The organism is Variovorax sp. YR216, from assembly GCF_900107745.1.
GTDB lineage: Bacteria > Pseudomonadota > Gammaproteobacteria > Burkholderiales > Burkholderiaceae_C > Variovorax.
This window is the reverse complement of the sequence record NZ_FNRO01000007.1, coordinates 87799-100416: the sequence shown is the minus strand read 5'-3', so window position 1 is coordinate 100416 and position 12618 is coordinate 87799. Positions and strand designations below refer to the sequence as shown.

Sequence of the window (12618 nt, the reverse complement as noted above, 5' to 3'; positions counted from 1 at the left end):
AGATTGCGCGTTATCGAGAGGAGCCACTCGTCGACGGATCGACGCTCTTGAACGCAATCCATGCGCTCCAGAAAAGGCTGGAGAAGAACCGAAGCGGTCGATCGAAGCCTGCCGCGGCGAGCTTCGCCTCGACTTCAGCCTCCGAGGCCGGAGGGACCGCGCCCAAGCGAATCTTGGCCAGCTTTGCAGCGACTTCTTCCTCGCTCGCGCCGGCCATGCGCCAGCGCCGGGCCCATGCCTCCAGGAACAAGGGCTGCGACTCATAGATGCAGCGATTGCACGCGACGACAAGCGGTGCGCCCGGATGAAGACGCGCGGACAGGTCGCGCAGAAGGCTGTTCTTTCCTTCATCGCTGGGAACGTGGTGCAGGACCCCGATGAGCGTTGCGGCATCAAACATGCGCGTCATGGGCAGCGATTCAACGGCCCCGTCGAACCGCTCGACGCGATTCGAAAGCCCTGCTCCCTTCACGCGTTCCATCGCCTGTTCGAGCATCGGGACGGACGGGTCCGCCGCAACGAAGGTCCACCGAGGCTCGAGCTTGCCCATGACGAGAAATTCCTGGCCAGTTCCTCCGGCTCCAGCAACCAGAACGTGCTTGGGCCCGGACCCGAGGGAAGCGGACAGGAGGCATGAGGACAGTTCGTGGCAGGCGTCGTAGCCGGCGAGCGCAATCCGGCTTTGCGTCTCGTACTCTGTGGCTCTGGAGTGGTCGAACTTGGCGATAGGGTCGGCGGTGGTCATAGGACAGGCATTCTGTCCAGCGCGTGCGGGCAGCAAAAGCATCGTTTCGAGAGCGCCCTCATCTGGAATCGAGAAGAGCCGCATCCGGCAGGCGAGCTTGCCGCGCACGCTGTCGATCACCGCGACGTGCTCCTCGCCGGTGACCAGCGTGTGGATGCGAACATCACGACCACGAACATCGGGTCGACTCGGCGTAGTCCCTGCGCGTGTCGTCGCAGCTCAATGCCGGCTGGCGGGGCACGCGCGCGGCGCGGCGGGACAGCCATTCATGCAGGCCGACCGCGTGCGCGCCGTGCGCCGTGGGGTCGGTTTTCAGCGGCCGGTCCATGTCGGCTTGCGCTTTTCGTTGAAGGAAGCGAGGCCCTCCCTGGCGTCCTCGGTCATGGCGAGCACCGCGATCTGGCTCTCGGTGTAGGCGATGCCTTCGTCGAAGGACATCGCTTCGAGCGCGCGCATCGCGTACTTGCCACGCCGGATCGCGGTGGGCGACTTGCCGGCCAAGCGGTCGATGAGCCATTGCGTCTTGTCGTCGAGCTCCGCGGTCGGAACGACGTAGTTGAGCAATCCGCCCTCCTTCGCTTCCGCCGCGCTGAAGGGCTCGCCGCCGAGGCACCACTCGCGCACCGTGCGGCGCGGCGCGATGCGCTGCAGGAGGCTCAGCACCTGCATCGGGAACAGGCCGATCTTGACTTCGGGCAGGCCGAACAGCGCATGGTCCGCCGCGACCGCCAGGTCGGTCATGCACAGGAGGCCGATGCCGCCCGCCATGCAAACGCCGTTGATGCGCGCAATGGTCGGCAAGGTCGCGTTCTGCGCTTCGCGCAGCATGTCGGCGTAGTCGATGTTGGGGCGCGAGAGGTCGAAGGCGAATCCCACCCCGGGCTGGAGGTCGCCACCCGCGCAGAAGGCCTTGTCACCCGCGGCGGTGAGCACGATCACGCGCACCTCGGGGTCCGCATGCGCGCGCCGGTAGCCTTCGCGGATGCCGGCGATCACGTCCTTGTTGATCGCATTGCGCTTGTCGGGCCTGTTGATCGTGATCCAGAAGGCACGGTCACGCCTGTCGAGCAATACGGCGTCGTTCATGGCTTCGCTCGTCACTTCGCACCTCCGTCTTCCGCGATCGCTTCGATCTCGGCCACGACGCGGCTCGCCGCGACCTGTTCGCCGGTCGCGACATGGACCGCGGTCAACTTGCCGCGCAGCGGCGCAGTGTGGACATGCTCCATCTTCATCGCCTCCAGCGTGACGATCGGCTGGCCGGCCTGAACGATCTGGCCGACCTCGGCGAGCACCGCGACCACGCGGCCGTTCATCGAAGCCCGCAGCTTGCCGTCGCCGCCGCTCTCGCCCTGCCGCGCCGAGGCGGCGCGTGTCTTGTCCTCGACCCGCAGCGAGAGCCCGCGGTATTGCATCAGCAGCGTCGCGCCATCGCGATGCCAGGCGGCAGATTCGAGCACGCCATCGCAGACGAAACGTGCACTGTCGTCCGTGAGCGCGGCGATCTCGATGACGAAGGTCCTGCCGCCCTCCGCGACCTCGAAATGCCGGTGGCTGCCCAGCACGAGGCTCGCGTTGTGCGTCACACCACCAAGGTCGAAGCGCAGCGAGATCGGCAGCTTGTGCGGCATGCGCCGGCCCGGCGGCCCATGCCGGCGGCCATTCGCGGTCTCGTGCAGCAGGACCGCCGCCAGCGCGATCGCCCTTTCGCGGGTGGCCGGGTCTGGCGCGAGCAGCGCATCCTGGTGCTGCCCGATGAACGCCGTGGTGGCCCCGCCCGCCGCAAACACGGGGTGCAGCAGGCAGCTGCGCAAAAAGGCCTGGTTCGTCGTCACGCCGAGCGCGACCGCATCTTCGAGGCCGGAGGCCAGCTTGCGGCGCGCTTCATCGCGCGTGCGGCCGTGGCTGATGAGCTTCGCGATCATCGAGTCGTAGAACGGCGGCACCTCGCCGCCGGAATGCAACGCGTCCTCCACGCGCAACTGCGCGGGCATCTTCCAGAGCGCCACGGTGCCGCTCTGCGGCATGAAGCCCTTGTCGGCATCCTCGGCGCAAAGGCGCACCTCGATCGCGTGGCCCGATAAGCGGACATCCTCCTGCGACAGCGGCAAAGGCTCGCCGGCGGCGACACGCAACTGCAGCTCCACGAGATCGAGCCCCGTGATCGCCTCGGTGACCGGGTGCTCCACCTGCAGGCGCGTGTTCATCTCCATGAAATAGAAATTGCCCTCGCGGTCGAGCAGGAATTCGAGCGTGCCTGCACCCTCGTAGCGGATCGCCTTGACGGCGGCCACCGCGGTCGCGCCCATGCGTGCGCGCAGTTCGGCATCGACCGCGGGCGAAGGCGCTTCCTCGACCACCTTCTGGTGCCGCCGCTGCACCGAGCAGTCGCGCTCGCCGAGGTGGATCGCGTTGCCGTAGCGGTCCGCGAAGATCTGGATCTCGATGTGGCGGGGCTCGACGATCGCGCGCTCGAGGATCACTTCGGGGTCGCCGAACGCACTCTGCGCCTCGGAGCGCGCGCTGCGCAGCAGGTCCGCGAATTCCTTGGCGGTCGGCACGAGCCGCATGCCGCGTCCGCCGCCGCCGGCCGTGGCCTTGATCATCACCGGGAAGCCGATGCGCGCGGCCTCCTGCGCGAGCCGCTCCTCGCTCTGGTCCTCGCCCTGGTAGCCCGGAATGCAGGGCACGTCCGCCGCCTGCATCAGCGACTTGGCGCCGGCCTTGTTGCCCATCGAGACGATGGCCTCGGCCGAAGGACCGATGAAGACGAGGCCGGCGTCCTTGCAGGCCTGCGCGAAGTCCTCGTTCTCGGCCAGGAAGCCGTAGCCCGGATGCACCGCGTCGGCGCCGGTGAGCTTCGCCGCCTCGATGATGGCCGGGATGCGCAGGTACGACTGCGCCGGCAGCGGCTCGCCGATGCAGACGGCCTGGTCGGCCTCCTGCACGTGGCGGGCACCGGCGTCGGCGGTCGAATACACGGCCACCGTGCGGTAGCCGAGCGCGCGTGCGCTGCGAATCACGCGCAGGGCGATCTCACCGCGGTTGGCGATCAGGATCTTGTGGAAAGGCGTCGCGTGCTGTGTGGGGACGGTCATGAATCGGGTCCGTGTGAATGTCGTTGCGCCTGTCACTATGAAAGGTGCTTCCATGACGCGTTCAGGGCCGGGCGACCGAGAACTGCATCTTCTGCGGCTGGCGCAACTCCGCGTCGCGGCAGATCGACAGCACCTTGGCGAGCACCGCCCGGGTGTCGCGCGGATCGATCACGCCGTCGTCGAGCACGTGCGCGCTGGTCGTGAAGACGCTCATCTGGCTGTCGAAGCGGTCGATGATGCGGCGCTCCATCTCCTGCAGCTTCTCGCGGTCGACCTCGCCGCCCTTGCGCTTCATCGCGGCCTCGGTCACGTTGACCATGGTCTGCGCGGCCTGCTCGCCACCCATCACCGCCGTCTTGGCGTTGGGCCACGAGAAGCAGAAGCGCGGATGGAAGCCGCGCCCGCACATGCCGTAGTTGCCCGCACCGAACGAGGCGCCGCAGTAGATGGTGATCTGCGGCACGGTGGCATTGGTCACCGCCTGGATCATCTTCGAGCCGTGCTTGATGATGCCGGCCTCCTCGTAGTCCTTCCCGACCATGAAGCCGGTCGTGTTGTTGAGGTAGAGGATCGGCGTCTTCGCCTGGCAGCAGGCCTGGATGAAGTGCGTGGCCTTGGTGGCGCCGGCCGGATCGATCGGGCCGTTGTTGGTGATGAGGCCCAGCGGCAGCCCTTCGATCTTGATGTGGCCGCAGACGGTGGCGCTGCCGTAGTTCTCGCCGAACTCGAGGAACTCCGAATCGTCGCCGATGCGCACAATCACCTGCTTCATGTCGACCGGGCGCTTGTGGTCCATCGGCATGATGCCGAGCAGCTCCTCGGTGTCGTAGCGCGGCGGCTTGAAGCGGCGCGGCGCCTCCTGCGGCATGTCGCGGTTCCAGTCGATGTGGGCAAGGATTTCGCGCGCGATCCGGATCGCATCGCGGTCGTCTTCGGCCAGGTAGTCGCCGAGGCCGGAGATGGAGGTATGCATCACCGCGCCGCCGAGCTCTTCTTCCGTCGCGATCTCGCCCGTGGCGGCCTTCAGGAGCGGCGGCCCCGCGAGGAAGGCCCGGGAGCGCCCGCGCACCATCACGATGTGGTCCGACAGGCCCGTCTGGTAGGCCCCACCGGCCGTCGAGGAGCCGTGCGTGACGGTGATCACCGGAAGCCCCGCCGCCGACATCAGCGCGAGGTTGCGGAACAGGTTGCCGCCGGTCACGAACTCCTCGACCTTGTAGGTCATGAGGTTGGCGCCGGCGCTTTCCACGAGCTGGACGTAGGGCAGCTTGTTCTCGAGCGCCAGCTCCTGCATGCGCATCTGCTTCGGAATGCCCATGGGCTGCAGCGCGCCGGCATCGATGCCGGAGTCGGAGGCATTGACCATCACGCGCACGCCCGAGACCCAGCCGATGCCACCGATGACCCCGCCGCCGGGCACGCTCTTCTCCATGTCGGGGTTGTCCAGGCCCAGCCCTGCGAGCGAGGAGATCTCGAGGAACGGCGTCCCCGGATCGAGCAACAGCGACAGGCGCTCGCGAGGCAGCAGCTGGCCCCGCTTCTCGAATCGTTCGCGCGATTTTGCCGAGGTGTTGACGGTGCGCTGCTCGTAGCGGTGAACGCGCTCGATGAGCGCCAGCATGCCTTCGCGATTGGCCTTGAAGGCCTCACCGGCCGGGGAGATGGTCGATTCGATGGTTGCCATGTTCTTGCGATGTGTGTGTTGCAGGAACTTTAGGCAGCGGGTTCCGCGCGGTCTTGCGCGAACTGGCTGATGTGCGTGGACTCAGCCGCGCAACCGCACCCGCAGCTTGGGAACCGCGCCGTCCTGGTGGCCGTACTTTTCGCGCGCAATGGCGCTGATCTCCTTGCCCGTTTCCAGCACGGCATTCAGGGCCGCAGTGTCGCGGGCAAAAGCCTCCGCATCGGTGGCGGCCAGCAGCGCGGTCTCGTCGAAGATGCAGAGGTGGGCGATCTCATCCCACGGCGTCCAGCCGTAGAACTCGCTGCGAAGTTCCACTGTCCGGGCGTGAGCGTGCGGCAGAGGTCGGCGAGTTCGCGGTACTCGGCGCGGAGGTCGTCGGCGGTGTCTTTCATCGTGCGTTGCCCTTGCGCTTCAAAGGCCCAACTGCCGCGCGGCGAGGTCCTTCATGATCTCCTCGGAGCCACCGCCGATCATCATGACCTTGACCTCGCGGTAGATGCGCTCGGTGCGCGTGCCGCGCATGAATCCCATGCCGCCGAGCAACTGCACGGCCTGGTCCGCACAGAACTGCATCGCCTGCGTGGCCTGCACCTTGGCCAGGCAGATGCGCGCGACCAGCTTGGCCGGATCGGCCAGCTTGTGCTCCACGCGGTAGGCCAGGTCGTAGACCAGCGTGCGCGCGGCATCGATGCGCAGCGTCATGTCCATGAGCTTGTGGCGCACGACCTGCCGCTCGGCGAGCGGAACGCCGAAGGTGCTGCGCTGGCGGGCCCAGTCGACGGCCTCTTCGAGACACACCTCCGCGAAGCTGCAGGCCAGAGCGGACATGAACAGCCGCTCGGTGTTGAAGTTGTTCATGAAGGTCTTGAAGCCCTTGTTCTCGACCCCGACGAGGTTGGCCACCGGCACGCGGCAGTCGTCGAAGCGCAGGTGCGCGGTGTCGGAACTCCACCACCCCATCTTCTTGAGCGGCGTCCGGGTGAGGCCCGGCGTGTCGCCATCGATCACCAGTACCGAGATCCCGCCCGCGCCCTTGTTGGCAGGGTCCGTGCGCACGGCGGTGGTGATGAAGTCCGCGCGCATGCCGGAGGTGATGAAGGTCTTCTCGCCGTTCACCACGTAGTGGTCGCCGTCGCGGATCGCGGTGGTCTTCAGCGCCGCGACGTCGGAGCCGCCCGAGGGCTCGGTCACGGCCAGCGCCGAGATCTTCCGGCCGGCCAGCACCGGCGGGATGATTCGCTGCTTGAGTGCCTCGCTGCCCGCATGCAGGATGGGCGGCAGGCCGATGCTGTGCGAATTGAGCGAGGCCTGCACTCCGCCACAGCCGCTGCGTGCGAACTCCTCGGCGACGACGATCTGATAGAACACATCGGCCGGCGTGCCGCCATAGGCTTCCGGGTAGCCAAGGCCTTGTACGCCGAGTTCGGCGGCCCGCTCGTACAGCGCACGGGGAAAGGTCTCCGCCTCATCCCATTCGGCGGCGTAGGGTGTGATCTCGCGCGAGACGAACTCGCGCAGGCTCTTGCGGAACTGCTCGTGGTCGGGCGTGAAATAGATCGGCAGCGGCGGCGCGTCCAGGAATTCCATGGTGTCTCCTTCTTGCCGCGAAGGCTATCCGCAGCCGGGCGTACGGTCTTGCGCGGACTGGCTGCGCGAAGGCCGCCGGCCTGTGCCGAATCCGGAGAGGACCAGGAAGAGGTACGGCTCATCGCGCTGGCGTGGTCACGCAGCGGCGACAAGGGCAATCTCTCGAACATCGGCCTGGTGGCGCGCAAGGCCGAATGGCTGCCGCTGCTCTGGAGCCGGGTCACGCCCGAGCGCGTGCACGCGTATTTCGCGCACCTCGTCCACGGAAAGGTCGAACGCTTCTATCTGCCGGGCACGGCGTCGATGAACCTGCTGCTGCATGAAGCGCTCGACGGCGGAGGCCCCTCCTCCATGCGCTTGGATCCGCTGGGCAAGGGCAGGGGGCAGATGCTGCTGGACATGACCGTCCCGGTGCCGCGCAGCGTTGCGGCTGAAGTGCGCAGAAGGTCCTGATTCCGTCGCGCATTCAGAAACGATGTCCCACCTATCGCGACTGTGGCCCGGCTCGATCCACGCAGGTCTCGATTCGTCCTAGGCCGGACCGCATTCATCGGATCGGGCTCGCCGCTCGAGATGGGCTGAAGTACCTTGAGTCTCAGGCCATCTCAGGAGAGTCAACATGACACGCAGCGGACTCTTCGCCATCGTGCGAATCGCCATCCTCTGCTTCGGGCCATTCGGTACGCACACGCAGGACCCCTTGGCAGCAGTACCGGACGTGGAGCTCGCCGGTGCCGTGCACCAATCGTTCGTGCAGCGCCGCCTCATGGAGTTGGCGTCGGCCCGCTTCCTGGACAACGCCGACACCGCATCACCTCAGAATTCGCGCGTGAGGCGGACGTCAACCGAATACTTGAAGTCGAAGACGAATTGTCCCCAGACGAGCCTTTGCACCGTCGCGGACAGCGTGTACTTGTCGTCGAGGCGGTAGTCGAAGCCGGCGCCGACATTGGCGTAGTTGTGCATGGCGCGCTGGTCGTGGTGGTACCAGAGCTCGGTGGTCTGGTCATAGGGCCCGGTGTAGCCATTGCCCTTCTTGCCGGTAGCGAACGCCTTGACCGTCCACGTGTCGTTCAGAAAGTAGCCCACCTCCACGTCCAGCCGGTTGTGGTCGATGTTCTGGCCCAGCGTCTTCTCCGCGAAGACGTGACCCAGGTGCACCCGGTAGTAGAGATTGCTCAACTCGAATTGATGCGCGAGATCCACCGCGACTTCCAGTTTCCGCAAATCCTGGCCGGGCGCCGCTTGTGCGAAGAAGGTGTAGTTGTGGCTGGGTATGTACGCCGTGACCGACGGCGTGATCAGATAGTCGCCGATATTGGTGTGATAGGCCGCTCCGATGTTCCAGTCCTGCCACGTGCCGTGGTAGTGGCCATCGTCGAGGAACTTCGATTCGGGGTGCGGCTGCGCAGGCACCACCGCGCCCCGGCATTGCGGCGGCATCTGCGAGACGCAGTGCGGCGAGTCGCCGCCGTAGCGGCTTTCGACGAACGGAATGCCCAGGTGCCCTGACCAGCGGTCGGCAAAGAAGTAATCCAGGTCGAGCGAGATGCTTTGCACCCGCACCGCACCGATCGGCGCTTTTCCGCCGGGCACCGGCACGAAGAAACCGTCGATGTAGGTGTTCTGGTAGCCGATGGACATCCAGCCGTGGCCCTTGGCGGTGCTCTCTTCGTCGGTCAGATCGAGCGCGGGCACCACGAAGGCATTGCCGATGCCGCGCACGGTCTGGGCGGCGCACGGCATTGCGAAGACCGCGCCGATGGTGGCCAGCAAGCCTGACAGCAAGCCCCCTCCCACACGCAGCCCTGCGCGACGCGCGGGGTGCGCTCGTTCGTGCTTCGAGCACACGGTGGTTTCGCTAGGCACTCATGGCCTGCTCGATGGCCTTGAGCAGGTCTTTGAAGTTCCCGGTCACGAGCCGCGGGAAGTGCTCCCGCATTTCGCGCTCGTTCGACTCCTTGTCGAGCACCGGAATCAGCTTGGGCTCGGGAGTGGCCTTCGTGAATTGGTCGGTCGCTCCCAGCATGTCGTCGGCATAGGCGACGATCACGTCGTAGCGATGTTCGGCAAGCGCATGCGCCAGCTCACCCGTGCCTCGCGCCATGCTGACCTTGTGGCCCACCTTCTCCAGGTTGTCATGGAGCCTGGGATCGGTGGCCGCAGGGCGCTTGGCGTTGCCTGTCGGGTCGTCCGAGTACAGCAGGATGGCCGCTGGATTGCGGGTCACGAACGCGTGGTAGCGCATCGTCCCGAGCGCGCGCAGCATGACTTCGCCACAGGCGTGGGCCTGCGATGCGGCGGCGCAGAGGGTGACGACCAGGGCTGCCGATGTCTTCCTTCTGGAGGCATTCATCGCTGTTCTCCTAGAACATACGGGCCGCGGACTGCTTTGACAGGCGTATCGGGCACTCTACACCTTGCCTTGAGGATCGTCGACGGTCAAGCGACCCAGCCGCGCAGTGCCAGCATAGGCATCACCGCCCACTGCGGCGGCCTCTTCCGACGAATACCCGGGATTCCGGGACGAACGGCCACAGGTGCGGACGAATGCAGCTACATGTGCTTGAACAGATGCGCGTATGCCGCGCTGACCCGCAGCGTCTCTGGACGCTGCTTCAGCCGCAGTTCGAGATGCCCCCCCAGCGCGCGCCGCACGCTCTTGATTGCGTTGATGTTGACGATCACGCCACGGTGGATCTGCCAGAACATCCCCGGGTCCAGCCGCTCGGCCAGCTCTTTGAGCGGCGTCGTGATCAGCGATTCGCTGTCGGCCGTGACGACGGCGATGTACTTGTTGTCGGCCCGGAAGTAGCAGACGTCCTCCACGGTGATCAGGTGGATGTCGGCGCCGCGCAGGACGGTGATCCAGCGCAACCGATCGCTGGTGGCTCGACGCTGCAGTTGATCGAGCAGGCCGCTCATGTCCGCAGGCGGCATGGCCAGGCGCTCCTGCACTCGGCGCAGCGCCCGCGCCAGCCGGGCCGGGTCGAGCGGCTTGAGCAGATAGTCGACTGCGCCTTCCTCGAAGGCCTGCACGGCGTATTGGTCGAAGGCCGTGATGAAGACCACGTGGGCGCGCGTACCCATGGCACGCGCGACCTCGATCCCGGTGAGGCCCGGCATCTTGACGTCCAGGAACAGCACCTGCGGGCGATGCCGCTCGATCTCGCGCAGCGCCTCGTTGCCATCATGGACCGTGGCGCAGATGACCAGCCCGGGCCACAGGTGCTGCAGTTCTTCGCGGATCTCCGCGGCCAGTACCGGTTCGTCTTCAGCGATCAATGCCGTGGTCATCGTGGTCTCCGAGCAGAAGCGGCAGATCGAGCGTCAGGCACGGCGGCGATGCAGAGACTGCCAAGCGGGCGGTCTGTCCGAATAGCCGCGAGAGCTGCTCGTGCAGCGGCGCGAGGTTGGCCTGTGCCAGCAAGGCGGCGGCATCGGTCTCGTCAGCGGCATCCGGCTGCAGCGTGACGAGCAGGCGCTGCCGGACGAGTGCGGCGCTCAAGCACCACTCGATCTGAATGGTGCGCGGCACGGCCAGTACGTCGCGCAGCAGCGGCAGGACCAGCATGGGTGCAATGCCGACCTTGGCGCTGCCGGGAGTCATGTGCAGTTGAATCTGGGCACGTGCGTGCCCCGCACTCCTCGACACGCGCAGCCAGGCCTCGACGAGCGCGAACTCTCTTTCGACGGTGGAGGTGTCCGCCCTCGCGTTAGGCTGCATGGAGCGCAGCAGCGTGATCAGTTCGGCCAGCAACGCGTCTGCCGCCTGTGGTGCGCGATCGTGCAGGTCGCCAACCCGCCGCAGCGCATCGAACAGCAGCTGCGGCTCGACTCGCGACTGAAGAGCGAGCAATCGAGCCGTCTGCACCCGCTGCTCACTGCGCACGCGTTCGGTTTCGGCAGCCTGGGCCCGGCGCATCGCCCGTTGCGTGACGCGCCAGTGGGCGTAGATGGACATGCCAAAGCCGCATTCGTACAGAGTGACGAGCATCCACCACACGAGTTGCGCCGCGCCGTCCTCGATCCCCGTGATGGGGTGGCCTGGACCCGGTTCGTCGGATCGCAGCCGGGATGCGATGAAAAGCCCGTACAGCCGGGTCGTGACCGGAAGGAAAGCGACCATCGCGATGACGGCCAACCCGTACGCACGCAACGGGGGGACGCCATCATCGAAAGCCTCGTCGGCCATCAGCACGGCAAAGATGAGGGGGATATTGCCGACCGCCCAACTGCCGTCGAGAAAAGGAATCAAGGGATGAATCAGCTCCACCGGCGGAAAGAAAATCCCCCCGAGCGGATTGATCGCGTCACGCAGGATGGCGATCAGGAGCGCCAGCAGCACGTGCCTCCAACCCATCCGACGCCAGGCTCGCGCCGCCCACGCGCCGAGGCGCCAGCGCGGCGTCGTGAGAATCTCGTGTGCGAGCACGTTCACGCTACATGCACCGGCAGGTGGATTTGCGCCACGATCCCGCGTGGCTCGTTGTGTCGCAGCGACAGGCCCGCCGCCGCACCGTACATCGCCCTCAGGCGCGCACGGATGTTGGCCAGGCCAGTGCCCCCGCCCGATCCCGCCACGAGACCGCGACCGGTATCGGCCACCTCCAGCACGAGCCTGTCGTTGGCTTCCGTGGCCGCGACGCTGATCGATCCGCCCTCGGGAAGCGGACCGAGCCCGTGCTTCAGCGCGTTCTCGATCAGCGTCAGCAGCATCATCGGCGGCACGACGCGCCGGCCGAGAGCCTCGGGAACGTCGATGCGGAACTGAAGCCGCGCGCCCATGCGTACCTGGTGCACGGCAAGGAACGCCCGGATCAGTTCGGCCTCGCGCGCGAGCGTCGAGCTGTCATCGCGCATGCGGGGCAGCGCGCTTTCGAGGTAGAGCATCAAGTCGACGAGCATTGCATGGCCCGCCCCGCCGTCGGTGCGCAACAGCCGGCGAACGTTGGCGAGGGAATTGAAGAGGAAGTGCGGCTCGATCTGCGCCTGCAGCACCTGCAGCCGCCCCGCCGCCAGCTCGCCTTCCAGCCGGACGCGATTCAGCTCGGCTTCATGCAGCAGCGCCGCCGCGCGAAGGCTTGCCCAACGGTATTCACCGAGCACGCCCACCAGCAGCGCCAGCACGAACATCGTGTGAAGCATGTAGGGTCGCTCGCCGTCCGAGATGGGCTCGCCGCTCAGCAAAAGAGTCAGGCCGTCCTCGGCGAACCAACCCAGTGCCGCGGCCGCGACGATCACCAACGCCAACGCCGGCCAGCGCAGCGCCCGTCGTTCTGGCAACCATGCGGTGCCGACGGCCAGGACAAAAAACAATGCGGCCACCGCCACAAGGGCGCGAAGAAAGCACCAGGCGAACTCGCGCCACGCGTCCGAAAAGGAGTCCGTGAAGAAGAACCACAGGCTTTCGAACGATGCGAGCATCAGCGCGCAGGCGGCGCATGCCGTCAGCCAGATCCCGGCGCTCTCGAACCATGCGCGATGGCGTTGAAAAGGGACAC

12 protein-coding genes are annotated in these 12618 nt (G+C 66.5%); 1 reads left to right on the top strand and 11 read right to left on the bottom strand.

Annotation, left to right across the window (positions count from 1 at the left end; genetic code table 11):
- Nucleotides 1-10: 10 nt before the first annotated feature.
- The 6 genes from BLW05_RS19360 to BLW05_RS19335 all read right to left on the bottom strand — a co-directional run bounded on the left by BLW05_RS19360 (nucleotide 11) and on the right by BLW05_RS19335 (nucleotide 7114).
- Nucleotides 11-745, bottom strand: a complete 735-nt coding sequence (locus BLW05_RS19360; protein WP_093165333.1) for a class I SAM-dependent methyltransferase — start codon at nucleotides 743-745, stop codon at nucleotides 11-13.
- Between the two features lie 312 nt (nucleotides 746-1057).
- Nucleotides 1058-1831 carry an enoyl-CoA hydratase/isomerase family protein gene (locus BLW05_RS19355; protein WP_093165332.1) on the bottom strand — a complete coding sequence of 258 codons (774 nt, stop codon included), beginning with the start codon at nucleotides 1829-1831 and terminating at the stop codon, nucleotides 1058-1060.
- Between the two features lie 11 nt (nucleotides 1832-1842).
- Nucleotides 1843-3843 (bottom strand): acetyl/propionyl/methylcrotonyl-CoA carboxylase subunit alpha, encoded by a 2001-nt coding sequence (locus tag BLW05_RS19350; protein WP_093165130.1) that lies wholly within the window; start codon nucleotides 3841-3843, stop codon nucleotides 1843-1845.
- A gap of 61 nt (nucleotides 3844-3904) precedes the next feature.
- Nucleotides 3905-5527 carry an acyl-CoA carboxylase subunit beta gene (locus BLW05_RS19345; RefSeq protein WP_093165128.1) on the bottom strand — a complete coding sequence of 541 codons (1623 nt, stop codon included), beginning with the start codon at nucleotides 5525-5527 and terminating at the stop codon, nucleotides 3905-3907.
- 81 nt (nucleotides 5528-5608) lie between these two features.
- A complete protein-coding gene (locus BLW05_RS19340; RefSeq protein WP_093165127.1) occupies nucleotides 5609-5842 on the bottom strand; it encodes a hypothetical protein in 234 nt (77 codons plus the stop codon).
- A gap of 96 nt (nucleotides 5843-5938) precedes the next feature.
- Nucleotides 5939-7114: an acyl-CoA dehydrogenase family protein gene (locus BLW05_RS19335; protein ID WP_093165125.1), complete on the bottom strand. Its 1176-nt coding sequence runs from the start codon at nucleotides 7112-7114 to the stop codon at nucleotides 5939-5941.
- Nucleotides 7115-7162: 48 nt separating this feature from the next.
- Here BLW05_RS19335 and BLW05_RS19330 point away from each other — a divergent pair, with 48 nt between their 5' ends.
- Nucleotides 7163-7567 (top strand): AtuA-related protein, encoded by a 405-nt coding sequence (locus BLW05_RS19330; protein ID WP_093165124.1) that lies wholly within the window; start codon nucleotides 7163-7165, stop codon nucleotides 7565-7567.
- Between the two features lie 363 nt (nucleotides 7568-7930).
- Here BLW05_RS19330 and BLW05_RS19325 read toward each other — a convergent pair whose 3' ends face one another.
- The 5 genes from BLW05_RS19325 to BLW05_RS19305 form a co-directional block, all read right to left on the bottom strand.
- Nucleotides 7931-8902 carry a hypothetical protein gene (locus BLW05_RS19325; RefSeq protein WP_143044861.1) on the bottom strand — a complete coding sequence of 324 codons (972 nt, stop codon included), beginning with the start codon at nucleotides 8900-8902 and terminating at the stop codon, nucleotides 7931-7933.
- A 73-nt stretch (nucleotides 8903-8975) separates the two neighbouring features.
- Nucleotides 8976-9470 carry a response regulator gene (locus BLW05_RS19320; protein WP_093165120.1) on the bottom strand — a complete coding sequence of 165 codons (495 nt, stop codon included), beginning with the start codon at nucleotides 9468-9470 and terminating at the stop codon, nucleotides 8976-8978.
- Nucleotides 9471-9670: 200 nt separating this feature from the next.
- Nucleotides 9671-10411 carry a LytR/AlgR family response regulator transcription factor gene (locus tag BLW05_RS19315; protein WP_093165119.1) on the bottom strand — a complete coding sequence of 247 codons (741 nt, stop codon included), beginning with the start codon at nucleotides 10409-10411 and terminating at the stop codon, nucleotides 9671-9673.
- Nucleotides 10389-11555 (bottom strand): sensor histidine kinase, encoded by a 1167-nt coding sequence (locus BLW05_RS19310; protein ID WP_093165117.1) that lies wholly within the window; start codon nucleotides 11553-11555, stop codon nucleotides 10389-10391. The genes BLW05_RS19315 and BLW05_RS19310 overlap by 23 nt, the downstream gene beginning before the upstream one ends.
- Nucleotides 11552-12448: a sensor histidine kinase gene (locus BLW05_RS19305; protein WP_177142724.1), complete on the bottom strand. Its 897-nt coding sequence runs from the start codon at nucleotides 12446-12448 to the stop codon at nucleotides 11552-11554. Before BLW05_RS19305 ends, BLW05_RS19310 begins: the two co-directional genes overlap by 4 nt.
- Nucleotides 12449-12618: the final 170 nt, after the last annotated feature.

Bases quoted from the DNA above. Each gene is read 5' to 3' on its own strand.
- BLW05_RS19360 (WP_093165333.1), bottom strand. From the start codon at position 745: ATGACCACCGCCGACCCTATCGCCAAGTTCGACCACTCCAGAGCCACA.
- BLW05_RS19355 (WP_093165332.1), bottom strand. From the start codon at position 1,831: ATGAACGACGCCGTATTGCTCGACAGGCGTGACCGTGCCTTCTGGATC.
- BLW05_RS19350 (WP_093165130.1), bottom strand. From the start codon at position 3,843: ATGACCGTCCCCACACAGCACGCGACGCCTTTCCACAAGATCCTGATC.
- BLW05_RS19345 (WP_093165128.1), bottom strand. From the start codon at position 5,527: ATGGCAACCATCGAATCGACCATCTCCCCGGCCGGTGAGGCCTTCAAG.
- BLW05_RS19335 (WP_093165125.1), bottom strand. From the start codon at position 7,114: ATGGAATTCCTGGACGCGCCGCCGCTGCCGATCTATTTCACGCCCGAC.
- BLW05_RS19320 (WP_093165120.1), bottom strand. From the start codon at position 9,470: ATGAATGCCTCCAGAAGGAAGACATCGGCAGCCCTGGTCGTCACCCTC.
- BLW05_RS19315 (WP_093165119.1), bottom strand. From the start codon at position 10,411: ATGACCACGGCATTGATCGCTGAAGACGAACCGGTACTGGCCGCGGAG.